Below are 23,952 nucleotides of genomic sequence, written 5' to 3'. Positions count from 1 at the left end.
GATTTCCATCACACCGGCAAAAAAGTGCCCTACACCTGCACCCAGTGCGACGAAGCCTGGTGCCTGCACGCCTGCCCTGTGGAAGCCATCACCGTGGACAAAGCCACCGGCGCCAAAGTGGTCAACGAATCCACCTGTGTGGGCTGCAAGGTCTGCACCATCGCCTGCCCGTTTGGCACCATCAACTATGTGCAGGAAACCGGCAAGGTGCAAAAGTGCGACTTGTGCGGTGGCGACCCGGCTTGCGTCGAGGCTTGCCCCACCGGTGCCATCACCTTTGTGGACGCCAACTGGACTGGCATCGACAAGATGAAGCAGTGGGCCGACAAGTTGGGCAATCAGCCCTCGGCCGCCTAAATTTAGCCGCTTAATTCAAGCACCTACAAGGAGCATCAACATGTCTTGGGCTGGAAAAATTCTCCGCGTCAACCTGACTGCGGGCACCGTCAAATCCGAACCGCTGAACATGGCGTGGGCACGTGCCTACATCGGTTCGCGTGGTCTGGGCAGCAAATACCTCGTCAGCGAAGTCGACCCCAAAGTCGATCCGTTGTCGGCCGACAACAAAATCATCTGGGCCACCGGCCCACTGACTGGCACCATGGCCTCCACCGGTGGCCGTTACACCGTCATCACCAAGAGTCCGCTGACCGGCGCGATCGCTTGCTCCAACTCGGGTGGCTACTGGGGCGCTGAGCTGAAAATGGCCGGTTGGGACATGATCATCTTTGAAGGCGCATCGGCCAAGCCGGTTTACCTCTACATCAACGACGACGACGCCGAGCTGCGCGACGCCTCGCATTTGTGGGGTCAAAGTGTCTGGAAGACCGAAGAGGTCCTCAAAAGCAGCCTGCAAGACCCGTTGGTGCGTGTCTCCAGCATTGGCAAGGCCGGTGAAAACGGCGTGCTTTACGCCGCAGTGGTGAACGATTTGCACCGTGCGGCTGGCCGCTCGGGTGTGGGCACGGTCATGGGCAGCAAGAACCTCAAGGCCATTGCGGTGCGCGGCACCAAGGGCGTGGGCAACATCCGCGACCCCAAGGCCTTCATGAAGGTGACCTTCGAGAAGAAGAAAATCTTGGCCGAAAACGCCGTCACCGGCCAAGGCCTGCCTGCTTACGGCACCCAGGTGCTGATGAACGTGATCAACGAGATGGGCGCTTTGCCCACCCGCAACCACCGCGATGTGCAATTCGAAGGCGCCAAAGACATTTCGGCCGAAGCCATGGCCACTCCGCGTGAGACCGACGGCAAAAAACACCTGGTGACCAACCAGGCCTGTTTTGGTTGCACCATCGCCTGCGGCCGCATCAGCAAGATGGACGAAGGCCACTTCACTGTGAAAAACAAGCCTGAGTACTGGGGTGCCAATGGCGGCCTGGAGTACGAAGCGGCTTGGGCGCTGGGAGCGGCCAACGGCGTGAATGACCTCGAAGCCCTGCAGTACGCCAATTTGCTGTGCAACGAAGAGGGCTTCGACCCCATCAGTTTTGGCACCACAGTGGGCGCGGTCATGGAGCTGTACGAGATGGGTGTTCTCACCAAAGAGCAGCTGGGCATCGACGCCAAGTTCGGCTCGGCCGAGGCGCTGGCGCACTTTGCCGAAATCACCGCCAAGGGTGAAGGCTTTGGCATCGAGATCGGTCAAGGCTCCAAGCGCCTGACCGCCAAGTATGGACACCCCGACTTGTCCATGAGCGTCAAGGGTCAAGAGTTCCCTGCCTACGACGGCCGCTCGATCCAGGGCATTGGCCTGGCTTATGCCACCTCCAACCGCGGTGCCTGCCATCTGCGCGGCTACACCATCGCTTCTGAAGTGCTGGGCATCCCGGTCAAGACCGATCCGCTGGAGCACGAAGGCAAGCCCGAGTTGGTCAAGGCTTTCCAAGACGCCACGGCCGCTTTCGACTCGTCGGGTTTGTGCGTGTTCACCACCTTTGCTTGGGGCGTGGCCGACTTGGCCCCGCAACTGCAAGCGGCGTGTAACGACGAATACACCACCGAAGAGTTGGAAAAAATCGGTGAGCGCATCTGGAACATGGAGCGCGAGTTCAACAACGCCGCAGGCTTTACCAAGGCCGACGACAACCTGCCCAAGCGCCTCTTGACCGAGGCTGCCAAAACCGGTCCGTCCAAAGGCAAAGTGAGCATGCTGGCTGAAATGTTGCCCAAGTACTACGACGTGCGCGGCTGGGACAGCGAAGGCCGCCCCACGGCCGAGACCAAGGCGCGTTTGAGCCTGTGAGAGGGTGGCGCGCTGCCTTGGCCTTGACCTGTCTGTCATCGCCAGTGTGGTGCCCAGGATCCGTGAACACTGCGTTGGGCTCCGTCTGAGCTCGGCGCAGCTTGAAGCGGATCCCTTTTTTCACTTTCCTGCGGCCTTCGGGCCGCAGCCCGTTTTTGGAGACCGAACCATGCACCACGTCATTTTGGGCGCAGGCCCCGCCGGCGTCATTGCCGCTGAGACATTGCGCAAACACGCCCCCGCCGACAGCATCACCTTGGTGGGCGACGAGCCCGATGCGCCTTACTCGCGCATGGCCATCCCTTACCTGCTGATTGGCAACATCGACGAGCGCGGCACTTACCTGCGCAAAAGCGACTCGCACTTCGATGATTTGCGCATCACGCAAGTCAAGGCCAAAGTGACCCGTGTGGACGCGGCGGGCAAGACGGTGCATTTGGACAATGGCCAGTCGATGGCCTTTGACAAGCTCTTGATCGCCACCGGCTCGCACCCGATGCGCCCACCGATTGACGGCATGGATTTGCCCGGCGTGCACCCCTGTTGGACTTTGGCCGACGCCCGGGCCATTCAAGCCTTGGCCAAGCCCGGTGCCCGTGTGCTGCAAATGGGCGCAGGCTTCATTGGCTGCATCATCATGGAAGCGCTGGCGGCGCGTGGTGTCAAGCTCAGCGTGGTGGAGATGGGCGACCGCATGGTGCCGCGCATGATGGGGCCTGTTGCAGGCGGCATGATCCGCGACTGGTGCGAAGCCAAAGGCGTGCAGGTGTTCACCGGCACCAAGGTCGAAGCCATCAGCCAAGGGGCTGAAAAAAGTTTGATCGGCAAATTGGCTGCGGCGGTGGGCTTGGGGTCTGACGACGACAGCGGCGCGCTGCACGTGCGCCTGTCCAATGGCCAAACCGTCGAGGCCGATCTGGTCATCAGCGCCACCGGTGTGCGCCCAGCGATTGGCTTTTTGAAAGACAGCGGCATCACCTGCCTGCAAGGCGTGTTGACCGATGAGCACCTGCAAACCAATGTGCCTGGCATTTACGCTGCAGGCGACTGCGCCGAGGCCTTTGACATGGTCAGCGGTAAAACGATTGTGAGCGCCATCCAGCCCAACGCCGCCGAGCAGGCCCGTGTGGCTGCGCTCAATATGGTGGGCCAAAAAACCGAGCTCAAAGGCGTGACGCAAATCAACGTGCTCGACACCCTGGGCTTGATCTCCACCAGTTTTGGCAACTGGGAAGGCGTGGCCGATGGCCAGTCGGCGGTGCTGACCGACAAGGCCGCTGGCCGTCACCTGAGCTTGCAGTTCAAGGACGATGTGATGGTGGGTTGCAACAGCGTGGGCTGGACCGAACATGTGGGCGTGATGCGTGGCTTGGTTGAAGGCCAGGTGCATTTGGGCCCTTGGAAAGACCGCTTGGTTCAAGACCCCACCAAATTGATGGACGCTTACCTGGACTGCGCCCAAGGCCAAGGCCGCTGGAATGGGGCGGCGGACGAGCGTCGCCGTTCAGGTGCTGGCCATTGAGATGGGCCTTTGCGCATGAACATCACTTTCAAACTGTTTGCCACGCTGACCGACTATTTGCCCGCCGAGGCCCGGCGCAGCAACCAAGTCACCTTAGAGGTGGCTGCGGACGCGAGCATCAGCCAGATCATCGAACCCTTTGGCTTGCCACCCAAGTTGGTGCATTTGGTGCTGGTCAACGGCAAATTCATCGCGCCCGAAGAGCGCGGCAGCACCACTTTGGCCGAAGGCGATGTGCTGGCCATCTGGCCACCCGTGGCCGGGGGCTGAGCGCTTTTTAAAGTCCTTATGCAATCGAGTTACGCCGAGCAATTTCAGCGCGACATGGGCTGCACCGAAGCGGAGTGGTTGGGTTGGCTGCCCGCCGCCATGGGCGACTGCCCTTGGCAGCACGCAGGCCAGACCGCAGTGGCCACCATCGGCGCAGGTCGTTTGCATTTGCGCTGGCAAGTCATGCCGCCCCGCGTGATCGCGCTCATGCGCATGCCGGTCCTGCGGGTGAACTTTGCGCTGGAGGGGCTGGATGCGCAGGAGCGCTATGCCTTCATGAAGCGCTTTGATCTTTACATGCAGCGCGGTGGCGGGTGAGTGTGTGGGCGAGAACACCCAAAATTCCTTGTCCCGCAGAAAGCCTTTCACCACCTGATCGTCGGCAGGCGGGAATGGGCTTAAGTTGGATGGTTTGGGCGCGTGATAAAGCCCTTGGGCCAGTTTTTGAAGCTTGCCCATGGCGACCAGTTCGCTCTGATGACCCTGAGAACGCAAGTCTTGGCGGCTTGGCTTGGGGTCCTTCAGAGCTGCCCGGCCAATCTCAAGGAAGCGCGCAATGCCTCGTTGATGCGCGTTTGCCAGCCCTCGCCACTGGCACGCAAGGCGGCCAGGACATCTGCATCCAAACGAAGCTTGACGGGCTCTTTGGTCATGGCGGCCTTGGGGCGTCCTCGGGGTTTGAGTTGCTTGCCTTCGTAAAGTTCCGCCGATTTGAAAAACTCGGCCGTCAAAGGCGGCGCGTCATCCGGATCCATCCAGGGCGCGGGCGTAGAGCGCTTTTTCTCGGTCATTGGCTTTCCTCATGCTGATGATGCGGCGCACTTTGCCGCGTGGGGTTCAGACCAAAACAATCAAGCGGGCATCCAAGAAACCCACAGTGATGAACCGGTCTTCGGTGTAGTTGATCCTTGAGTCCTGCCCGGTGAAGTGCATGCCCTCAAAGACCTCTTGAGCGCGGGCAAAATCCAAACCACGCTCCAACAGCGTCTGGTCTCGTTTTGCAGCGTCGAACTCAAGGCCCATGCGATTTATTGTACACCCATTAAATAGGTTTCGAGAATTGGCAAGAAGGCCGTCTGTCCTTCAGTCAACCGCTCAGCGTACCCATTGAAGAATATGCACGCCAGCGCTTCATGAAGCACTTTGATTTGACGATGCAGCGGGGTGGAGGGTGAGTTTGGGCGAGTGGCTGAAATAGGCTGTTAGCGGTCGATCAGCATGTGCAGGTGACGGGCTGGAGCCGACCGATTGCGGTCATCAGAGTCAAGAGATCATTGCCTAAAGCCGTCGCTCAACGTTCGATCAAGCCCTTTCAAAGCATGTCGGCTTGCACTAACTTTAGGCCATAACCTTGCCACCAGACATTGATCACGGTTCCACTTTCCGCCGATCGCAGGGCTTCAGGATTGGTATTGACGATTATTCGATGGCAGCGCTAGATGTCGTAGCGGAAGATGCGAGGTAGTCTCTGAGTTGAAAGGCTAGGGAGGACCCTGCGTCTACGAGCCGGTCAAGCACATCGAGCGTCGCCCTTCGCAGGGTGACGTCTCGCATGAGCGCTGGACGGTGCTCATGCACTGCTACACGGCAGATAGTCTCCGTATTCCAAAGACAGTTCCCATCATCGAACAGGTCGGCTGGGGCGCTGCGAATCGCATCTCGAAGCTGAGGTACGGCGGCAGGCACTGCTTGTGTCTGCCCGATGCCAGCCATAAGTCTCAGCAAGTTCTCTAGTGTTGGTCGGCTGTCCCCTGCCAACTTGAGGCACTGCGCAACGAAATCGGGACGGCATTGAAGAAGAGGTAAGTCGTACCGCGTGTTCGACCACGGCACCGAACAGAACAGCAACGTTCGAAGAGCCTTGTCGAACCTACTATATGACTGCTTCGTGTGGGTCCTAAGTGACTGATCGGCAAGGACGATATCAATGGCCTCGTCCCAGACTCGCCAGAATGCTTCAGGATTGTCGTACTCCTGCCTCATGCTCGCCACGAGTGTTGACTCGAGCACTTGATTGCTGAATTCAGGAGCGTGCTTCAAACAGTAAACCAGCAGCTCGAAAGCTGGGCCCTCCCTAGATGACTGCGCCAGCAGCTCGAAAGCTAAAAGGTCCCCTGTTTCCCGGCGAGCTTCAAAGTCAACATGTTCTGGGTCATTGTGATCGACTCGGGGCTCTCTTTCGTGATCCGCCATGAAGCGCACCAGCGTTGAGAGCGCGCTAACACGCCATGCCCCCGGCGACTCTGTCCTGGCGGCGGCTAGCGCGATAGTCCACTCCTTGGCGGCAGCAAGACTCGTTGGAACTGGCATTTCGCCTGGCTTGCCGTTTGCTAGGGCGCGAAACAGAGCCTCGGAGCTTTCGTCCCGAGCGCTGTCGACCAAGACTCGCTTTCGGTTGCGTGACTGCGAGATCATTGTCTCCATGTTCTCCGCGTAGTAAGCAAGACCCCAGGTGAGAATGGCGGCCAGCTCTGGCTGTCGTTCCCTCAAGACATCCGAAATACCATCGGCTGCGGCTCGCCTTACCTCCCAAACCGGCTCGGTGACGATGTTGGCCAGTGCCGTCGGCATGTTGGGCAGCGATGGGTTTCTACTCGCGAGGATCAGCAAGGTACGAACCCTTAACTCACCCTCCATAGATCCGCGTAGCAACCAAGTCTTTTTGTCCGGCTTCTGTGCGGTTGTCTCGATAAGGTAGTTCTGGGCCCATTGAAGGGCCGGCGATGAGTTTTCTGGCCAGCGCTGAATCAGCGCGCACGGGAGCTCGTCTTGCAGGCCGATGAGCATTGCGCTGTCGTCACCGGTGAACTCCATGCGGACCTTCATGAACTCGTCATACACCTCCGTTGGGGAGGAGAAGCTGTCGGCTCGATTGGGATCGGAGACTGTGTCTGGTCGTGTTATCGAGGCTGCCCACAGCCGAATAGCCGACAGCCGCTCCATCCACTGCAAGTGCTCTCCCGCGCGAGCGCTTGCCTGCTGCAACTCAGGCTCCAAGTTGGCAACTTCAAGGGTCACCGCTCTTCCACCCTCTACTTGCTTGCCGACCTTCAACTCCCGAAGATCCATGCGCTTAAGAGCAATGCGCCAGGACTGAGCGTCCTCTGGATTCGCCGGCAGGGCTGCCTTATGCTGGTCCAGGATGGCAAAGATCGCATCACGAAGGTCCAAGCGACTCAGCTGCAGTTGAAGCGCTAGGTCTTCCAAGTTGTAGCGTCTGTGCGGGAGATTTTTGCTTGCAATCCGTTCCTTCTGCCGCTCGCCGTCCAGTCCATCGTGTCCGCCATGTATCGCGAGCACCAGCGGCTCTTGCTGGCAGCGGGAAAAGTCGTCGACAAAGAACCACGGGCACTTGAAGATGCCCAACATCTTCTCTGTGACCAGACTCGGATGAGCCGTCATCAGGCTGGCCGCCACACTCGTGGTGAAGCTTGAAGTGCCTCGGTCGAGGATGAGTTCAAGCGCGTGTTTGATCAGCTCAGGCTGTGACCTTGCCTCGATGAGAAGGCGTTCCTCCAGAGACATGAGAGCACTTACCAAGATGTCGCTGGAGACTGACATCCCGCGGTAGGCGCCCCAAAGTCTCTGATCATGGATGTGCGGCCTGCCATTGGGGCTTTCCGCGGCTTCAATCAATGACACCTGATCGGAGCATTTCCTCACGAAACTCTCTGCTGCGTGATTGCAAAGATCGATAACAAATATGAGGCTCTTGGCAAACGAGAACAGTAGGAGATTCCGAAAAGGGCCCTGCATGACCGAAGCGGGCCAGAAGGCGTGTGCAGCTCTCTCGGTGAGGCCCATGTCGGCCTCCCAGCCGTTCATGCCAAACCTTCGATGTTCCTGCGGTTCGGTCTCAACGTAGAGGACTTGGAAGACCCTGCGCACCAGTTCCGGGTGAAAGCAGCTTACTTCCCTGCTGTGCTTGAAGTTGGTAAGGTACTCGAGGCGTTCTTCCGCGTAACCATCTCTGCTCTCGGTTGCCTTAGCCAGCCGCTCAATGAGCGCGTCGATGTAGGCCTTGAACCGAGGCCCGTCTGCCCCGCAGGTGCTGCAGAGGAGCGTATAGAAGCGTTGGCCAAGTGACCGCTCTCGATACCAAGGGTCGTTATCCTGCCAACAGAATTGCTCCGCAAGGTTGAAGACATCAAGCACGCGGTGCGACGGCTCCCACCACTGCGCGTTGTGGGCAATCGCGTCTTCGGCGAGTTGAACGACCCAGCCGTGCTCTTCAGGCGGCAAACTCGGGAATGCCTTGGCGACAAGCGCAATCATCACGTCCCACGCTTTGCCTACGGGAGCGGCCATCCCAATGCGAGCAAGGATCTCCTTGTTCGCAGGATCGTCAGCAAGCTGTGAGTAATCGAAGGACGTGGGGCCCTTGCAAGCAACCCGCAGCAAGTGGCTTAGGCGTTGAAGCAGTGCGGCGTTGTTGAAGGCGCCCCTGCTTCCAAGCTTTGTGACAAGTTCTTCCACACGCTCTGAGCGCAGCAGCCCAATCGCTACCTCGTCGCGCCATAGCTGCGGCATCGCCGGGTCAGGTCTGAGCGCCGCCTCAAGCAAGGCGTAGGCGTCTTCATCCCCGACAGCTGACTTCTCGGCCGTCCAGGACCGCAATGATCGGCGCATGCCCGCGTGCGAGCCTAGCTTTGCGAACAAGGCCCCCCAGTCCCGTTCAGCAGACCGCACTTCGCGCTCCACGCGAAAGATCAGCGACCAGTCCTCCAGCACGTCATGGGCAGGAGCTACTCTGTCGGTGCTGTCCTTGGCCAAGACCGAGTCTTGAATGAGCGCCGCCACCGCCTCGGCGTCTGAAGGCGCATCGACGAACTGCGCGAAGCGGTCAGTGCGCTGATAGCAAACCTCGTCAAAGGCGGCTTGGCGCCTAGTCGCCATTCCTGCGGGGCTCTTGCTGGGTGCAACGCGCTCCTTCCAAAGATGGCGTCGAAGGTCATTGCCGGAGGCTTGAGGCAGTGTTCCTTGCGCAGCGATGTAGGTGAAAGCCAGCTTCAGGTAGTACGGCGCCCTCAGCACCTCACGCACACCCGCGTCTCGGGCGACAGCGTCTTCAAGCGCGCTACCGGCGACCGCAGCGGCCACCTCGGCGTCCGTGAGCGGCGGGACATCGACCACCTGGTGCGCAAGGCTAGAGAGAAAGTTCAAGTAGAGGCTGTTGAGCGCATACGAGCGAGTCGTTACGCATAGCCGCGCTTGCTTGTTTTGGCGAACGAGGGCCAGCAGTTCCTCGAGAGCCCCGCGATTGCTGCCTTCGAGAATCTTCTCCATGGAATCGATGACAACGGTGGGCCGTCCTGCGTGCAACATCGCAGACAAACTAAGAACCGGATCGGGCAGACCTTGCAGGCACTGAACTGCAGCCAAGCTAGGCGCTTCGAGTTCGTCGGCTCGAAAGAAAAAGAGCGGACCGGATTCTCGAAGCAGGGGGGCAAGCTCCGAGATAACCGCTGACTTGCCCGCACCCGGGCCTCCGGTCACGATAGCCAGCTGGCGTTCGTCGAGGGTTGCAAGTAGACGGGCGATGCAATCGCCACGCGGTATATGCGCGTCATTGGGAAGCTTGGCTGATATAAGCGACAGCTGCATCAGTGCACGCTCGCTCATGCGATCCGCAGCGCTGCCAAGGCCTCGCTGGATGCTCAGACGGCTCACCATTTCCTGCAGGCCAGCCTTTGCCGTCGAGCACCAAGTCTGTCGGGTTACTGTACCTACCGAAATCCCATGTTCTTGTACATAGGCAAACAATCCGTCCCAGACGGCCTCGCCTGAGTCGCCTGGCTGCCCAGAGGTCAGCAACGCCTGAACGAGGCTCAGTTCCTGAGATGAATCATTTGCTAGGTCGTGAATGTCGAATCGCAGGTGCTGCAGCAGCTCGAAGACAAGCTCCTCGGTGTATTTGTCCCCAAGGGTGGCCTGAGAAACCGTTTTGAAGGCTGCCCAAGTGTCCCTGTGCTTGCGGTCAAACAGCTTCGACTCCAACTTAAGGAGGAAGTCCGCCAGGTCAACAGAGGCCCGGGACAGCTCGCATAGCCGTTTGGCAGCTTGATTGGCTGGGGTCGCGGGCGCTATGGTGGCAATCACCAGCACGTCAAGGCCTCGAACGAAGGGAGTCCCTTCAACCGTCAGGAAGTCTCGCCAGGCCCCTTGCAGGCTATCGATGAAGTCTGTCTCACCAGCCGTGGCGTTTAGGCCGCGCTTGCACTGGATGAACTGCTGCCAAGTCTTGCCGTTGCGGCTGATCTGACAGTAGATGTCGTCGGTATGGGCCCCGGTATAGCGGGCCTCAAATCGGACGGTTTCGACGCGGCAGCCATGTAAGCTGAAGGCAGTGGGTAGCCCTGTCAGCATGTTCGCAAGGTAGAGCGCTCCTACGCGGGCCTGGAAGATGCCTCCTCCTCCGCCTGTTGCGACGGTGCTCATTACTTGAGTGCCCGTAAGAGGGTCGCGCTCGGTGTCTTTCTTCTTGCTCATATGCAAATATTTTCGCCACCCTGTGGCACCTCCTAATAGACAGGATACAGGAGACAGACTTAAGCTTTAGTCAAGAATGTCGTCATAAGGGGGCGGCCGACGCGCACTCTATGCGACGCAAGCCGCTGTCGATCGGACGAGGCATTGTCGGCTGGTCTAAATAGCACCCACATTCGGCAAAGATGCGATGAAGTAGACGGCTCTACAGTTGCTGCTGGGCAGCGTCGGCTACTGCCCGTTATCAGCAGGTCAGTAGACTTTTTCTATGTCCGCTACCGCTGCAAACCCGCCCCTCGCCCGATCAGCGCGCCCAGAGCAGACCCACGGTTTTAAGTCCCAGCACCGTGAGGGCCAACGAACCGAACAAGTGCAAGCTGGCCGTGCCTGCCGCCAGCGCAAAGCGGCCTTGCTGCAGCATGGCCACGACTTCGGCTGAGAAGCTGGAAAACGTGGTCAGTGCCCCCAGAAAACCAGTGACCAAGGCCAAGCGCCAAACCGGGTCAAGTTCGGGCAGTTGCTGGAACACGCCTACGCACACACCGACCAAGTAGCCACCGATCAGGTTGGCCGCCAAGGTGCCCCAGGGCAGCAGGCCAGCGCTTGCGGTGCTGGGGTTGAGCCACAGGCCCAGCTGCCAGCGCGACAGCGCGCCCACACAAGCCCCCAGGCAAATCGCGATCACCGTGAGCATGGCGGGGGTCCTTACGCTTGGGGTTTACCGACGATTAAAACGGCGGGTCTTCTTCGGTGGCCGCTGCACCCGCTGCACCCGCTGCACCCGCTGCACCCGTCTGCAGGGTCGAATTCACCACGGTGCGCGTTGGGTTCGGCTGGGCCGGGTCGGCCGCTGCTGCGCCCAGTTCCATCTCGCCGCCCAGGGCTTCGATCAGGCTGTCGATCAGCAGCCCGAGCAAGCCGGTGGACAGGGCCACATCGGCGTCAAAGCGGTCTTCGGTTTTGTCGGTGCCCGACTCGTCCATCACGCCGTCGAGGTACTGCACTTTTTTCAGCTGCAGGGTCTCGGTCAGCACAAAGGCCACGCGGCCGTCCCAGCTGAGCGCCAATTGGGTGGGCAGCTTGCCTTCCATGACATGCTTGCGCACATCGTCGTTGGCCAAGTGGTGGCGGGTGAAGCGCACGCTGGCCGCGTCTTCGCCGGTGGACTTGAGCACGGTTTCGCGCTCCACCGTCAGATCGGCAGGCCATTCATCGGGTGTGGGGGCCAGCAGCCATTGGGTCATGGCCGCTTGCGGGGAGGTCACGGTCTGGATCAGCGAGACCGACAAACCCCCCATCACGTTCATCAGCGCCGACATGACTTCGTCGGCCTTGCCTTGGCTGCCTGCGTTGAGCACCAAGCGGCGGTTTTCCAGGTCCATCCACACCAGCACGGTGGACTGGCGCGCAAAGGCCTGCGGCAAGAGCGACAACAGAGCGTCTTCCATCAGCTCGCGCTTTTCTTTTTTGCCGGGTTTGCGGCCGGTGGCCGCTTCGATTTCGGCGATGCGCTCGTCCACCTTGCGGCGCACCACATTGCCGGGCACGGCCTTGGACTCGATCATCAGCTTCATGATCCACTGACCCGAGACCGATTCGACCAGCGGCCCGTGGGCCTCGCCCCGGGGCGGCACCCAGCCAATAGATTTGTCCTGGCTGGCGCCGCACTCCACAAACTGCATCGGCTCCAGCGCCGCCTGCACATCGGCCAATGCGGGCGCAAAGCCCTCGCCGATGCGGTAAACCATCACATTTTTGAACACAGCAATCCTCTAAGACTTCGGCGCAAGCATCGGCCGAACAAGGGGCTATCTTAGAGGATCAAGTCAGGTGAATGCGATGCAGTGACCGCGTCATCACATGCGCGAGGGCAGCCAGGTCGCTAAACCGGGAAACCACCAAAGCAGCGCCAAAGCCAGCCCCATGATGAAAAAGTAGGGCATGCACACTCGGGCGATCCAGGTGATTTGTCGCTCGGTCATGCTTTGCAGCACAAACAGGTTAAAGCCCACCGGGGGCGTGATTTGCGCCATCTCGACCACGATGACCACAAAGATGCCAAACCAAATCAGGTCGATGCCGGCGGCCGTCACGGTGGGCAAGATCACGCCCATGGTCAGCACAATCATGGAAATACCATCGAGAAAGCAGCCCAGCAGCATGTAAAACAAGGCCAGCGCCACGATCAGCACCGCAGGCGAGAGCTGCAGGGCTGTGACGTATTCGGCCAAATGCCGTGGCAAACCGATGTAGCCCATGGACAAGGTCAGGAAAGCAGCACCGGTCAGGATCAGCGCGATCATGCAGTAAAGGCGTGTGGCGCCCATCAGCGCCTCGCGGAAGGTGGCCCAGTTGAGCGAGCCTTGCGCAGCAGACAGCAGCAAAGCACCCACCACGCCCACGGCCGCCGCTTCGGTGGCGGTGGCGATGCCGGTGTAAATGGTGCCGATCACCCCGCCGATCAACAAAACCACCGGTATCAGGTGGCGCGACTCGCTGAGTTTCTCGCGCAGGCTCATGCGCTCGTCCGAGCGCGGAACCTGGTCCGGATTGCGCAAGGCCCAGACCATCAAATAGCCGCTGAACAAAGCAGCCAGCATCATGCCCGGAATCACGCCTGCCACGAAGAGTTTGGCAATCGACACTTCGGCCGCCACGCCATACACGATCATGATGATGGAGGGCGGAATCAGCAGGCCCAGCGTGCTGGCGCCGCCCAGCGAGCCGACAATTTTGTCGGCCGGGTAGCCGCGCTGCGTCAACTCAGGGATGCTCATCTTCCCGATGGTGGCGCAGGTGGCCGCCGACGAACCCGAGACCGCCGCGAAGATGGTGCAACCCAAAATGTTGGTGTGCAGCAAACGACCGGGCAGGGCATTGACCCAAGGCGCCAGGCCGCGAAACATGCTTTCTGAGAGCTTGGTCCGGAACAGAATCTCGCCCATCCAAACGAACAAGGGCAAGGCCGTGAGGGTCCAGCTGCTGGCCGAGCCCCAAATGGTCAAGGCCATGGCATCGCCCGCCGAGCGGGTGGAGAAAAGCTCCATGCCGATCCAGGCCACACCGGCCAGGGTCAGGCCGATCCAGACACCGCTGCCCAGCAGGGCGAACAGCGAGACGATGAGCAAAAAGGTGATCAAAAAGTCATTCATGGCCTGTCCCTTGGCTGTGCGCGCGTTGACCGCGCCATTCCAGCCACCATTCATCGAGCAAAGCCAGAGACAACACGGTGCAGCCCAGACCCATCAAAATCTGCGGAATCCATAAGGGCGTGGCATCGCTGCCCGTGGAAATGTCATGAAACACATGCGATTGCCAGGCCAGTCGCCAAGCAAAAAAACTCAGCAACAAAGACAGCACCGATGCCACCGTCAGCGCCCAAAGCTCCAGCCGATGCCGTGCCACGCCCTTGAGCCGACCCAAAATCAGCGTGACCCGGATGTGCTCGCCGCGTTTGAGTGTGTGCGCCAGGGCCATGAAGCCCGCACCCGCCATGGTGTAGCCTGCGTAAGCGTCGGTGCCAGGCACATAAAAGTGCAGCAAACGGCTGACGATGGACAGCAGCACCATCAGCAAAACGCCGACCATGAGCAAAGCCGCCACCCAGGCCGAGGCTTCGTAAAGGGCGTTCAGGGTTTTTCGCATATCAATATGGTTTTCGGTTCAAAGAAAAACCCCCTGAAGCGAGTTGGGCGCTTCAGGGGGCGTGCCTGTGCTTACTTGCGGTAAGCGTCCAGCATGGCTTGGCCTTCTGGGCCCGCTTTGGCCAGCCATTCTTTGAGCATGGTCTCGCCCACTTTTTGCATGTCGGCTTTGAGTTGCGCCGATGGCGGCTCGATGCTCATGCCATTGGCCTTGAGCACGGCCATGGTGTCGGTGTTGACTTTGCGCGAAGCTGTCCAGCCACGGGTTTCGGCCTCGGCAGCGGCTTTGACCACGGCGTCTTGGGTGGGCTTGTCGAGCGCGTCAAAGGCTTTTTTGTTGACGATGATGGCGTTCTTGGGCAGCCAGGCTTGCACGTCGTAGTAAAACTTCAGGTGTTCGTAGAGCTTGCTGTCCACGCCTGTGGCCCCCGAGGTCATGTTGGACTCCACTACGCCAGTGGCCAGGGCCTGCGAGAGTTCGGCCGCTTGCACTGTCACGGGCTGCGCGCCCACCAGTTCGGCAATGCGCGAGGTGGATGGGCTGTAGGCGCGCCATTTGCTGCCCTTGAGGTCGGCAGCGCTCTGGATGGGCTTTTTGCTGTAGATGCCCTGAGGTGGCCAAGCCACGGCGTACAAGAGCATCATGCCTTGCTCGGCCAGTTTTTTTTCCAAGATGGGGCGCTGGGCGCGGTAGAGCTTCATCGAGTCGTCGTAGCTGGTGGCCAAAAAGGGCAGGCCATCGGCACCAAACATTTGCCATTCGTTTTGGTAGGCGGCCAACAAAATCTCGCCAATCTGGGCTTGCCCACCTTGCACGGCGCGCTTGATTTCTGGGGCTTTGAACAGCGAGGCACCGGGGTGCACCGTGATCTTGAGTTTGCCGCCCGAGGCTTTGTCCACATCGGCAGCGAACTGGTTCAGGTTGACCGAGTGGAAATTGGTGGCGGGGTAAGCGGCCGGCAAGTCCCACTTGGTTTGGGCCGACACAAAGCCGGAAACAGCGAGCAGGCCAGCCAGCAGGCTGAGGTGAAGAGTGCGACGGTGCATGAGAACTCCTGTGAGGTGTTGGAACAAGCGGTGGGTGAACGGACAGTCCATGGGTCTATGCAAGAGGCGAGCCCGCTACAAGCGCGCATTAAAAGCCTCTGGCAGATGCTCACTGTAGGCAATCTAACGACAATTTGTGATCGGTACTTTCCCTTATAGTCAACAAATTGTTGGCAAATTGTCGGCAGTTGGCCTAAACTTTCTCATCTTTTTACCAAACACCAACTGCCCCATCTTCACCTATGCCGCGTAAATCCTCCATGGCCGCCAGCGTGGCCAACCCCATTGTGTCGTCGGCCCATCTGGTCTCGCCAGACAGCGCTGAGATGAGCGAGTTCGAGTTTGGATTGATCGTGGCGGGCAATGCGTTTCACCGCTGGATCATCCACTGCATGTCGGCGGCGGGTTTGAAGGATTTAACCCCGCTCGATGTGCTGGTGCTGCACCATGTGACGCACCGCGCCCGCGACAAACGCCTGGCCGACATCTGTTTCATCATGAACATCGAAGACACCCACTTGGTGAACTACGCCCTGAAAAAGCTGCAAGGCCTGGGCGTGGTGCAGTCGCAAAAGCATGGCAAGGACGTGACTTATGCTGCGACCGATTTGGGCCGCAGTCATGTGCAGCGCTACCGCGAAATTCGCGAGAGCTGCCTGATCGACGCCCTGAAGGCCGACGACGGTCTGAACCGTGACATTGGTGAATTGGCCCGCTTGCTGCGTGTACTGTCTGGCATGTACGACCAGGCGGCGCGTGCTGCGGCTTCTTTGTGATCCCTTTTAGCTTCTCTATCGCTTTATGACTGACTCCAACAGCGCACTCTCTGGCCAACAACGCTGGCAATTCTGGATCGACCGAGGCGGCACTTTCACCGACGTGGTTGGCAAACGGCCCGATGGCAGCCTGGTCACGCACAAGCTTTTGAGCGAAAACCCCGAGCAATACCGCGATGCGGCGGTGGCGGGCATCCGGCATTTGCTGGGTTTGAAACCCGGCGAGCCGGTCACGCCCGAGCAGGTCGAGTGCGTGAAGATGGGCACCACCGTGGCCACCAATGCGCTGCTCGAGCGCAAGGGCGAGGCCACCCTGCTGGTGACCACCCAAGGCTTTGGCGACGCGCTGCGCATTGCCTACCAAAACCGCCCGCGCTTGTTTGACCGCCAGATTGTTTTGCCCGAGTTGCTCTACAGCGCGGTGGTCGAGGCGCAAGAGCGTGTGACGGTGGACGGCGAGGTCTTGCAGCCCTTGGACGAAGCGCATTTGCGCACCCAATTGGTGAACGCGCACGCTCAAGGCGTGCGCTCGGTGGCCATTGTGTTCATGCACGGCTGGCGGCACACGGCGCATGAGCTGGCCGCCGCGCGCCTGGCGCGTGAGGTCGGTTTCACGCAAGTGAGTACTTCGCACCAGACCAGCCCGATGATGAAGCTGGTCAGCCGGGGCGACACCACGGTGGTGGATGCGTATTTGTCGCCGATTTTGGGACGCTACGTGAACCAGGTGGCGAGTGAAATGCCGGGCGTCAAGCTCATGTTCATGCAGTCGTCTGGCGGCTTGACCGACGCGCAGGTGTTCGCGGGCAAGGACGCGATTTTGAGCGGCCCGGCGGGCGGCATTGTGGGCATGGCCCGCACGGCGCAGCTGGCGGGGCACGACAAGGTGATTGGTTTTGACATGGGCGGCACCTCCACCGATGTGTCGCACTTTGCCGGGCAGTTTGAGCGTGAGTTCGAAACCCAGGTGGCGGGCGTGCGCATGCGCGCGCCCATGATGAGCATCCACACCGTGGCCGCAGGCGGCGGGTCTTTGCTGGCCTATGACGGTGCGCGCTTTCGGGTGGGGCCGCAAAGCGCGGGGGCCAACCCGGGGCCCGCCAGTTACCGCCGGGGCGGGCCGCTGGCCGTGACCGATGCCAACGTGATGGTGGGCAAGGTTCAGCCGAAATTTTTCCCGTCGGTGTTCGGGCCGGATGCCAAGCAGCCGCTGGACGCCGAGGTGGTGCACGGGCATTTTGCAAAACTTGCCACACAAACCGGGCGCGCCGCTGAAGACGTGGCGCATGGCTTCATCCAGATCGCGGTGCAGCAAATGGCCAATGCGATCAAGAAAATCTCGGTGGCACGGGGTTACGACGTGACGCGCTACACCTTGCAGTGTTTTGGCGGTGCGGGCGGGCAGCATGCGTGTTTGGTGGCCGATGCCTTGGGCATGTCGCAGGTGATGGTGCACCCGCTGGCGGGTGTGCTCTCGGCCTACGGCATGGGCTTGGCCGACCAGAACGTGATGCGCGAAGAATCCTTTGAACGGCGTCTGGACGCTGCGGCCATGCCCTTCATGGCCGAGCGCTTGCACGCCTTGGGCGAGTCCACGCGACAAGCCTTGCTGGCGCAAATGGGTGGGGATGCGGCCAGTGCCCAGCGCATCGAGCTGCGCCAGCGCGTGCATTTGCGCTACGAGGGCACCGACTCGGCCTTGGTCGTGCCCTGGGGCGATCAAACCCAGTTGGTGGCCGGTTTTGAGGCCGCGTACCGCCAGCGCTTTGCCTTCTTGATGCAGGGCAAGGCCTTGGTGGTCGAAGCCGTGTCGGTCGAGGCCGTGTTGCCCGGCGATGCGCCCGAAGAAGCCGTGCTGGCCGTGCACCCGCAGCGCGATGTGCCGCGCCGTGACACGGTGCAGGTCTATGCCGCCAATGCGCAAGGTGTGGCCCAGTGGCAAGGCGCCGCTTTGGTGGTGCGCGAAGACATGCGCCCCGGCGACGTGATCGACGGCCCCGCCATCATTGCCGAGAAGAACGCCACCACCGTGGTGGAGGCCGGTTGGCAAGCGCGATTGACGGCGCTGGACCATTTGCTTCTGGTGCGCGTGCAAGCGCGGGCGGTGCAGCACGCCGCAGGCACGCAGGCCGACCCGGTGCTGCTGGAGGTGTTCAACAACCTGTTCATGAACATCGCCGAGCAAATGGGCCTGCAGCTGCAAAACACGGCCTACTCGGTCAACATCAAAGAGCGCCTCGACTTCTCTTGCGCCTTGTTCAGCGCCGAGGGCCATTTGATTGCCAACGCGCCGCACATGCCGGTCCATTTGGGCTCGATGGGCGAGAGCATCCAAACCGTGATCAAGGAGAACCAAGGCCGCATGCAGCCGGGCGATGTGTTTGTGCTGAACGACCCTTACCACGGCGGCACGCATTTGCCCGACATCACCGTGATCACGCCGGTGTATTTGGAGGGCCACGCTGACCCTGTGTTTTATGTCGGCTCACGCGGGCACCACGCCGATGTGGGCGGTTTGACGCCGGGCTCCATGCCACCGTTTTCGACGCGCATCGAAGAAGAGGGCGTGCAGATCGACAACGTTAAGCTGGTCGATGCGGGCCATTTGCGCGAGGCCGAGATGGTGGCCTTGCTGCAAAGCGGCGAATACCCCTCGCGCAACCCAGCACAAAACATGGCCGACCTGAAAGCGCAGATTGCCGCCAACGAAAAAGGCGTGCAAGAGCTGCGCCGCATGGTGGCGCAGTTTGGCTTGGACGTGGTGCAGGCCTACATGCGCCATGTGCAGGACAACGCCGAAGAATCGGTGCGCCGCGTCATCACGCGCCTGAAAGACGGCGCATTCACTTTGCCGCTGGACAACGGCGCGCAGATCCAGGTGGCGGTGCGCGTGAATGGCGCCGAGCGCACGGCCGAGATTGACTTCACCGGCACCAGCGCCCAGCTGCCCAACAACTTCAATGCGCCGCGTGCGGTGTGCATGGCGGCCGTCCTGTACGTGTTCCGCAGCTTGGTGGACGACGACATCCCGCTGAACGCGGGTTGCTTGAAGCCGCTCAAGGTCACCATTCCGCAGGGCTCCATGCTCAACCCCAACCCACCGGCTTCGGTGGTGGCAGGCAATGTGGAAACCTCGACCTGCATCACCAACGCGCTGTTTGGCGCTTTGGGCGTGATGGCGGGCAGCCAGCCCACCATGAACAACTTCACCTTTGGCAATGCGCGGGTGCAGTATTACGAAACCATCTCGGGCGGCAGCGGGGCGGGCGGTCGCTATGACGCACAGGGCCAACTGGTGGGTGGTTTTGACGGCACCTCGGTGGTGCAAACCCACATGACCAATTCACGCCTCACCGACCCGGAGGTGCTGGAGTTCCGCTTTCCGGTGCGGCTGGAGAGTTACGCGATTCGCCCAGGCTCAGGCGGCGCGGGGCGCTGGCAGGGTGGCGATGGGGGCGTGCGCCGCGTGCGCTTTTTAGAGCCGATGACGGCAGGCATTTTGTCCAACGGGCGCGTTCATCCGGCCTTTGGCATGGCGGGCGGGCACAGCGGCCTGCCGGGCATCAACCGGGTGGTGCGCAGGGATGGCAGCGTGCAAGAGCTCGCGCACATTGGCCAGGTCGAGATGCAGGCGGGGGATGTGTTTGAGATCCACACGCCGGGTGGCGGCGGGTTTGGTGAGACGGGTGCTCAAGCCCGTGAACGGGCTTGAGGGGCTTGAAGGGCTTGAAGGGCTTGAAGGGCCTGAGTTTGGCACGTTGGCTGGCCGATCCCAGAGCGGCCCCGCTTCAAGCAAAGCCTCAGTTTTTGGCAGGCGAGGTTTTGGGCGCTGCAGCGTCTGTCGATTTGGCAGGGGCTGTTTTTGTCGCGTCTTTGCCAGCGTCTTTGGTCTGTTTTTTGTCTGTTGTTCCAGCAAAAGCAGCGCCCTGCACCCGAACCCCTTGCTCTGAAAGGCTGCTGGCTTTTTGTGCACCGATGCCTTTGACCCGGGTGGTCACGTCATTCCAGTCCTTGAATGGCATTTTTTGGCGTTCACTGATCAGCTCTTTGGTCAGCACGGGGCCGACCCCTTTGAGGGCATCCAACTGAATTTCAGTGGCTTTGTTCAAGTCGAGTTGCTGAGCCCAAGACAGGCTTGCAAACCCCAATGCCCATAGCAAACTTGCAATCTTCTTCCACATGATGACGCTCCTTGGGTTGACTGCAAAAATCTGCAGCGCTGACCATTGTGAGAAACGTGTGGCTTGTTGCGTGGGTTTTGTTTTTTAAAATTGAAACAAAATGTTTTAGTTTTAAAAAACATCAGGCGGCTTGGTGCTCCTGTTTTCGGCCCGCGATCAAGGCCGTGAAAAAGCCGTTGAACCATTGCATGTTCACGGGTTTGGCCATGAAAATAGTGCCCTCGGGCAAGCCGCCACGGGCTGCAATCTCTTCTGGTGTCAGTGCAGAGATCACCAGACAAGTCATGCGTTGGAATTGTGTTGAGTGTTTGAGGGTGCGCAGCAATTCAAAACCGTCTACACCGGGCATATTCAAGTCGGCGATCAGCACATCGGGTTGGATGCTGGCCATGTCAATGAGGGCTTCTAGGCCGGAAGACATCGCGGTGCAATCGACAGGCATTTCGCAACGGTTGCAAAAGTCGCGCACCATTTCACGGGTAACCGGGTCGTCTTCGACCAACAAGATGCGCAGCCGGTACTCGCGGTTTTGGCCGGGACTCATCTGCATGTTGTGCTTTTTTTGGTATTCGCGGATGGAGGGCATGGAGATGCGGCGGTGTCCACCTTGCGTCTTCCAGGCGACCAGTTCATTTTTTTCAACCAAAGTTTGGATGGTTCCCACCGACAGGCCGAGCAATTTGGCTGCGTAGGTGGTACCACAGTAGTCTTCGGGCGTATCGGGTGTGGGATGTGTTTGCATGACTCAATTTTAATAATAAAAATGGCAAATGGTTAAAAAAGAATACTAATTTTGATTGATTGAAACAATTCGAAACAATTTAGCTCAAACTTACAAAAATCTGTCTCTGTTGGGCGCTTCTTGCGCATCTGGTCCGGTCCCGCTTGCGACTAACAGGGTGTCGCTGCACTCGAACCACCCAAGTAACATGGCCCTACATCACAGGAGACCCTCAATGACTGCCCACGCTGCCGTCTGGCCTGCCCGACTGCCCGTCAAAATTAATGCACCTGCCGCGTCTTTGTGGATGAACTTGGCGATCAGTGCCTTGCGTTACCCCGACAAAACCGCGCTGGTTTTCATGGGCCAGGTCTGGACATACCGTGAGATATTGGCCAGTGCCGAGCGTTTGGCTGGACAACTGCAAGTTTTGGGCGTGACAGCCGGTGACCGGGTGGTGTTGGACATGCAGAATTGTCCGCAGTGGGTAATTACTCACTTTGCGATTTTGCGCATCGATGCGGTGGTGGTGCCGGTGAACCCGATGAACCGCGCGCAGGAGCTCCAGCACTACATCACCGACCCGGACACCCGGGTGGCGGTGACCACGGCGGATTTGGCACCTGAGTTGGTCAAGGCCAGCGATGCCTTGCCCGCTGACCAGCGCCTGAAACATGTGCTGGTGACGCAGTTCACCGATGTCTTTAACCCCGCTGCGGTCAGCCCTGAAGAGATGCCAGAGGCTTGGGCCACGTGGCTGTTGCCCCAGCGGGAACTGCCGGGTTTGCAGTCGGGCCAGGTGCATGCGTGGGCCGATGTGATGGCCCAAGCTGCGCAGGCTTTGCCCGCAACGCAAGCCAAAAGCGAAGACTTGGCGGTGCTGCCCTACACCAGTGGCACCACCGGGCTGCCCAAAGGCTGCATGCACACGCATGGCAGCATCATGCACAACGCCATGGCCAGCGGCCTGTGGGGCAATGGCACGCCCGAAAACGTGAGCCTGTGTGTGGTGCCCATGTTCCACATCACTGGCATGGTCAGCGTGATGCACGCCAGCATTTACTTGGGAGCCAGTTTGGTGATCATGCCGCGCTGGGACCGCGATGTGGCGGGGCATTTGATTTCCAAATGGCACGTGACGCACTGGACCAACATCCCCACCATGGTGATTGATTTGTTGGGCAGCCCAAACATGGACCGTTACGACCTGAACAGCTTGGTCTACATTGGCGGCGGTGGCGCGGCCATGCCCGAGGCGGTGGCACAGCGTTTGTTGGACCAATTCGGGCTGCGCTACATCGAGGGCTACGGCCTGACCGAAACGGCGGCTCCTTCGCACACCAACCCGCCCGATGCGCCCAAGAAGCAGTGCCTGGGCATCCCTTTCTTGAGCGTGCATTCGCGCATCATTGACCCCGAGACCCTGGCCGATTTGCCCATTGGCGAGTCGGGCGAAATCGCGATCAGCGGGCCGCAGGTGTTCAAGGGTTATTGGAAAAGGCCTGAAGCCACGGCTGAAGCCTTCTTTGAGCGCGATGGGCTGCGCTACTTCCGCTCGGGCGACATGGGCCGGGTGGACGAGGAGGGTTACTATTTCATGACCGACCGCCTCAAACGCATGATCAATGCCAGCGGTTTCAAGGTCTGGCCCGCCGAGGTGGAGGCGCTCATGTTTCGCCACCCGGCCATCCAAGAGGCTTGCGTCATCGCCATGCGCGACGCTTACCGGGGCGAGTCGGTCAAGGCGGTGGTGGTCTTGCGCCAAGGCCAGCAGGCTGTGGTGAGTGAGCAAGACATCATCGACTGGTGCCGTGAGAACATGGCGGTTTACAAAATACCCCGCGCTGTCAGTTTTGTCGATGCACTGCCCAAAAGTGGCAGCGGCAAAGTCATGTGGCGGGCGCTGCAAGAAGCCGAAGTGGCGGCATTGCATTCGTCCAAAGGCGCTTGAGTGGGGGCCAAACGACGCGCACCCCCATTGCCTACAACCGACCTTGATCTTGAATGAGCCTGACACTTTCCATCCTCGACCAATCTGCCGCTGCCGAAGGGCGCGGCCAAGACGCCACTGTTCGCCAGACCCTGGCTTTGGCCGAAAAAGCCGAGGCCTGGGGCTACCACCGGTTCTGGGTGAGTGAGCACCACAGCCACCCCAGCATCGTGGGCAGTGCGCCCGAGGTGTTGATGGCGGCGATTGCCGCCCGCACACAACGCATCCGCATTGGCAGCGCGGGCGTGATGCTGCCGCACTACGCGGCGCTCAAGGTGGCCGAGCAGTTTCGGGTGCTGGATGCGCTGGCGCCGGGCCGCATCGACTTGGGTGTGGGGCGCGCTCCGGGCAGCGACGGGCGCACCGCGCAATTGCTCAACCCTGATCGCAATGCCTCCGAACGATTTCCGCAGCAGGTCATGGAATTGCAGGCTTGGGTGAATGGGCAAAACTTGCCGCCCGGGCACCCGGGGCACAACGTGTTTGCCTACCCGCTGTCAGAGACTGCACCTGCCGTGTGGATGCTGGGCAGCTCAGACTATGGCGCGCAACTGTCGGCGCATTTGGGTCTGCCCTATGCGTTTGCGTACTTCATCACCGACGGGCAGGGCGAAGATGACGCCCTGCAGATTTACCGTGAGACTTTTCGTCCCAGTGAGGCGCTGCAAAAGCCCCACGCCGCCCTGTGCGTCTGGGCCTTGGCTGCCGACACCGATGAAGAAGCGCTGCGTCTTTTCGAGAGCCGGGCCCGCTGGAAGATGGACCGCAACCTGGGCCGCATTGGCGTGCTCTTGTCGCCTGAAGAAGCGGCCCGTGACTACAGCCCGGCCGAGCAGTTTGCACTAGAGCGCCTGCGAGAAGGGGCCTTGATCGGCTCGGCCGCCACCGTGGGGCGCAAACTGCGCCAACTGGCAGCGCGCCTGCAGGTTGATGAGTTGGTGCTCATCACCTGGACACACGACCCTGCGGCCCAATGCCGGTCTTACGAATTGCTGGCGCAAGAATTTGCGCTGGCGGCAACCGTGGTGGTCTGATTTTCGGGCGCAAATTTTTTTCGATTTTGTTGTTTG

The 23,952-nt window shown here is 60.2% G+C and carries 19 protein-coding genes; 9 read left to right on the top strand and 10 right to left on the bottom strand.

Translation table 11 applies throughout. The annotated features are described in order from the left end of the window. From ACIQ39_RS04380 to ACIQ39_RS04360, 5 genes are all read left to right on the top strand, one after another. Positions 1-357 (top strand): 4Fe-4S dicluster domain-containing protein (locus ACIQ39_RS04380; RefSeq protein WP_396433392.1); only part of this gene is annotated, 357 nt, incomplete at its 5' end. Between the two features lie 40 nt (positions 358-397). After that, positions 398-2,245, top strand: coding sequence for an aldehyde ferredoxin oxidoreductase family protein (locus ACIQ39_RS04375; RefSeq protein ID WP_396433391.1), 1,848 nt, complete (start codon positions 398-400; stop codon positions 2,243-2,245). A 169-nt stretch (positions 2,246-2,414) separates the two neighbouring features. Beyond that, complete coding sequence (locus ACIQ39_RS04370; protein ID WP_396433390.1) at positions 2,415-3,767, top strand: NAD(P)/FAD-dependent oxidoreductase; 1,353 nt, start codon at positions 2,415-2,417, stop codon at positions 3,765-3,767. A 15-nt stretch (positions 3,768-3,782) separates the two neighbouring features. Beyond that, positions 3,783-4,037 carry a MoaD/ThiS family protein gene (locus tag ACIQ39_RS04365; RefSeq protein ID WP_396433389.1) on the top strand — a complete coding sequence of 85 codons (255 nt, stop codon included), beginning with the start codon at positions 3,783-3,785 and terminating at the stop codon, positions 4,035-4,037. Between the two features lie 18 nt (positions 4,038-4,055). Next, positions 4,056-4,355: a hypothetical protein gene (locus ACIQ39_RS04360; protein ID WP_396433388.1), complete on the top strand. Its 300-nt coding sequence runs from the start codon at positions 4,056-4,058 to the stop codon at positions 4,353-4,355. Between the two features lie 203 nt (positions 4,356-4,558). Here the strand turns inward: ACIQ39_RS04360 and ACIQ39_RS04355 are convergent, their stop codons facing one another. From ACIQ39_RS04355 to ACIQ39_RS04320, 8 genes are all read right to left on the bottom strand, one after another. Then, positions 4,559-4,828: a BrnA antitoxin family protein gene (locus tag ACIQ39_RS04355; protein WP_396433387.1), complete on the bottom strand. Its 270-nt coding sequence runs from the start codon at positions 4,826-4,828 to the stop codon at positions 4,559-4,561. 46 nt (positions 4,829-4,874) lie between these two features. After that, complete coding sequence (locus ACIQ39_RS04350; RefSeq protein ID WP_396433386.1) at positions 4,875-5,060, bottom strand: BrnT family toxin; 186 nt, start codon at positions 5,058-5,060, stop codon at positions 4,875-4,877. Positions 5,061-5,456: 396 nt separating this feature from the next. Beyond that, positions 5,457-10,526, bottom strand: a complete 5,070-nt coding sequence (locus ACIQ39_RS04345) for a hypothetical protein (RefSeq protein WP_396433385.1) — start codon at positions 10,524-10,526, stop codon at positions 5,457-5,459. A 301-nt stretch (positions 10,527-10,827) separates the two neighbouring features. After that, a complete protein-coding gene (gene crcB / locus ACIQ39_RS04340; protein WP_353238686.1) occupies positions 10,828-11,217 on the bottom strand; it encodes a fluoride efflux transporter CrcB in 390 nt (129 codons plus the stop codon). 34 nt (positions 11,218-11,251) lie between these two features. Next, complete coding sequence (locus tag ACIQ39_RS04335; RefSeq protein ID WP_396433384.1) at positions 11,252-12,286, bottom strand: recombination-associated protein RdgC; 1,035 nt, start codon at positions 12,284-12,286, stop codon at positions 11,252-11,254. 93 nt (positions 12,287-12,379) lie between these two features. Further along, the gene (locus ACIQ39_RS04330) at positions 12,380-13,675 is read right to left on the bottom strand and encodes a TRAP transporter large permease (protein WP_396433383.1); all 1,296 of its coding nucleotides are present in this window, start codon (positions 13,673-13,675) and stop codon (positions 12,380-12,382) included. Beyond that, the gene (locus ACIQ39_RS04325; protein ID WP_396433382.1) at positions 13,668-14,168 is read right to left on the bottom strand and encodes a TRAP transporter small permease; all 501 of its coding nucleotides are present in this window, start codon (positions 14,166-14,168) and stop codon (positions 13,668-13,670) included. The genes ACIQ39_RS04330 and ACIQ39_RS04325 overlap by 8 nt, the downstream gene beginning before the upstream one ends. 71 nt (positions 14,169-14,239) lie before the next feature. Continuing rightward, positions 14,240-15,214 (bottom strand): TRAP transporter substrate-binding protein, encoded by a 975-nt coding sequence (locus ACIQ39_RS04320; protein WP_396433381.1) that lies wholly within the window; start codon positions 15,212-15,214, stop codon positions 14,240-14,242. 242 nt (positions 15,215-15,456) lie between these two features. On the opposite strand from ACIQ39_RS04320, the gene ACIQ39_RS04315 reads away from it, so the two are divergent. After that, entirely contained in the window at positions 15,457-15,990 is a 534-nt protein-coding gene (locus ACIQ39_RS04315; protein ID WP_396433380.1) for a winged helix DNA-binding protein, read from the top strand. 25 nt (positions 15,991-16,015) lie between these two features. Continuing rightward, the gene (locus tag ACIQ39_RS04310) at positions 16,016-19,702 is read left to right on the top strand and encodes a hydantoinase B/oxoprolinase family protein (protein WP_396433379.1); all 3,687 of its coding nucleotides are present in this window, start codon (positions 16,016-16,018) and stop codon (positions 19,700-19,702) included. Positions 19,703-19,790: 88 nt separating this feature from the next. On the opposite strand, the gene ACIQ39_RS04305 is transcribed toward ACIQ39_RS04310, so the two are convergent. Both ACIQ39_RS04305 and ACIQ39_RS04300 read right to left on the bottom strand, forming a co-directional pair. After that, positions 19,791-20,171 carry a ComEA family DNA-binding protein gene (locus ACIQ39_RS04305; protein ID WP_396433378.1) on the bottom strand — a complete coding sequence of 127 codons (381 nt, stop codon included), beginning with the start codon at positions 20,169-20,171 and terminating at the stop codon, positions 19,791-19,793. A gap of 121 nt (positions 20,172-20,292) precedes the next feature. Next, positions 20,293-20,913, bottom strand: a complete 621-nt coding sequence (locus ACIQ39_RS04300; RefSeq protein WP_396433377.1) for a response regulator — start codon at positions 20,911-20,913, stop codon at positions 20,293-20,295. 214 nt (positions 20,914-21,127) lie between these two features. On the opposite strand from ACIQ39_RS04300, the gene ACIQ39_RS04295 reads away from it, so the two are divergent. Together ACIQ39_RS04295 and ACIQ39_RS04290 are read left to right on the top strand one after the other, a co-directional pair. Continuing rightward, positions 21,128-22,843 carry a long-chain fatty acid--CoA ligase gene (locus ACIQ39_RS04295; protein ID WP_396433376.1) on the top strand — a complete coding sequence of 572 codons (1,716 nt, stop codon included), beginning with the start codon at positions 21,128-21,130 and terminating at the stop codon, positions 22,841-22,843. Positions 22,844-22,896: 53 nt separating this feature from the next. Next, a complete protein-coding gene (locus ACIQ39_RS04290; protein WP_396433375.1) occupies positions 22,897-23,916 on the top strand; it encodes an LLM class flavin-dependent oxidoreductase in 1,020 nt (339 codons plus the stop codon). Positions 23,917-23,952 lie beyond the last annotated feature (36 nt).

The organism is Limnohabitans sp. (assembly GCF_044361645.1).
Taxonomy (GTDB): Bacteria; Pseudomonadota; Gammaproteobacteria; order Burkholderiales; family Burkholderiaceae_C; genus Limnohabitans_A.
The sequence above is the reverse complement of the archived record's forward strand: the minus strand, read 5'-3'. Positions and strand labels throughout refer to the sequence as shown.

Bases quoted from the DNA above. Each gene is read 5' to 3' on its own strand.
- ACIQ39_RS04370 (WP_396433390.1), top strand. From the start codon at position 2,415: ATGCACCACGTCATTTTGGGCGCAGGCCCCGCCGGCGTCATTGCCGCT.
- ACIQ39_RS04360 (WP_396433388.1), top strand. From the start codon at position 4,056: ATGCAATCGAGTTACGCCGAGCAATTTCAGCGCGACATGGGCTGCACC.
- ACIQ39_RS04325 (WP_396433382.1), bottom strand. From the start codon at position 14,168: ATGCGAAAAACCCTGAACGCCCTTTACGAAGCCTCGGCCTGGGTGGCG.
- ACIQ39_RS04375 (WP_396433391.1), top strand. From the start codon at position 398: ATGTCTTGGGCTGGAAAAATTCTCCGCGTCAACCTGACTGCGGGCACC.
- ACIQ39_RS04300 (WP_396433377.1), bottom strand. From the start codon at position 20,913: ATGCAAACACATCCCACACCCGATACGCCCGAAGACTACTGTGGTACC.
- crcB (WP_353238686.1), bottom strand. From the start codon at position 11,217: ATGCTCACGGTGATCGCGATTTGCCTGGGGGCTTGTGTGGGCGCGCTG.
- ACIQ39_RS04305 (WP_396433378.1), bottom strand. From the start codon at position 20,171: ATGTGGAAGAAGATTGCAAGTTTGCTATGGGCATTGGGGTTTGCAAGC.
- ACIQ39_RS04355 (WP_396433387.1), bottom strand. From the start codon at position 4,828: ATGACCGAGAAAAAGCGCTCTACGCCCGCGCCCTGGATGGATCCGGAT.
- ACIQ39_RS04350 (WP_396433386.1), bottom strand. From the start codon at position 5,060: ATGGGCCTTGAGTTCGACGCTGCAAAACGAGACCAGACGCTGTTGGAG.
- ACIQ39_RS04330 (WP_396433383.1), bottom strand. From the start codon at position 13,675: ATGAATGACTTTTTGATCACCTTTTTGCTCATCGTCTCGCTGTTCGCC.
- ACIQ39_RS04365 (WP_396433389.1), top strand. From the start codon at position 3,783: ATGAACATCACTTTCAAACTGTTTGCCACGCTGACCGACTATTTGCCC.
- ACIQ39_RS04310 (WP_396433379.1), top strand. From the start codon at position 16,016: ATGACTGACTCCAACAGCGCACTCTCTGGCCAACAACGCTGGCAATTC.
- ACIQ39_RS04320 (WP_396433381.1), bottom strand. From the start codon at position 15,214: ATGCACCGTCGCACTCTTCACCTCAGCCTGCTGGCTGGCCTGCTCGCT.
- ACIQ39_RS04290 (WP_396433375.1), top strand. From the start codon at position 22,897: ATGAGCCTGACACTTTCCATCCTCGACCAATCTGCCGCTGCCGAAGGG.
- ACIQ39_RS04345 (WP_396433385.1), bottom strand. From the start codon at position 10,526: ATGAGCAAGAAGAAAGACACCGAGCGCGACCCTCTTACGGGCACTCAA.
- ACIQ39_RS04295 (WP_396433376.1), top strand. From the start codon at position 21,128: ATGACTGCCCACGCTGCCGTCTGGCCTGCCCGACTGCCCGTCAAAATT.
- ACIQ39_RS04315 (WP_396433380.1), top strand. From the start codon at position 15,457: ATGCCGCGTAAATCCTCCATGGCCGCCAGCGTGGCCAACCCCATTGTG.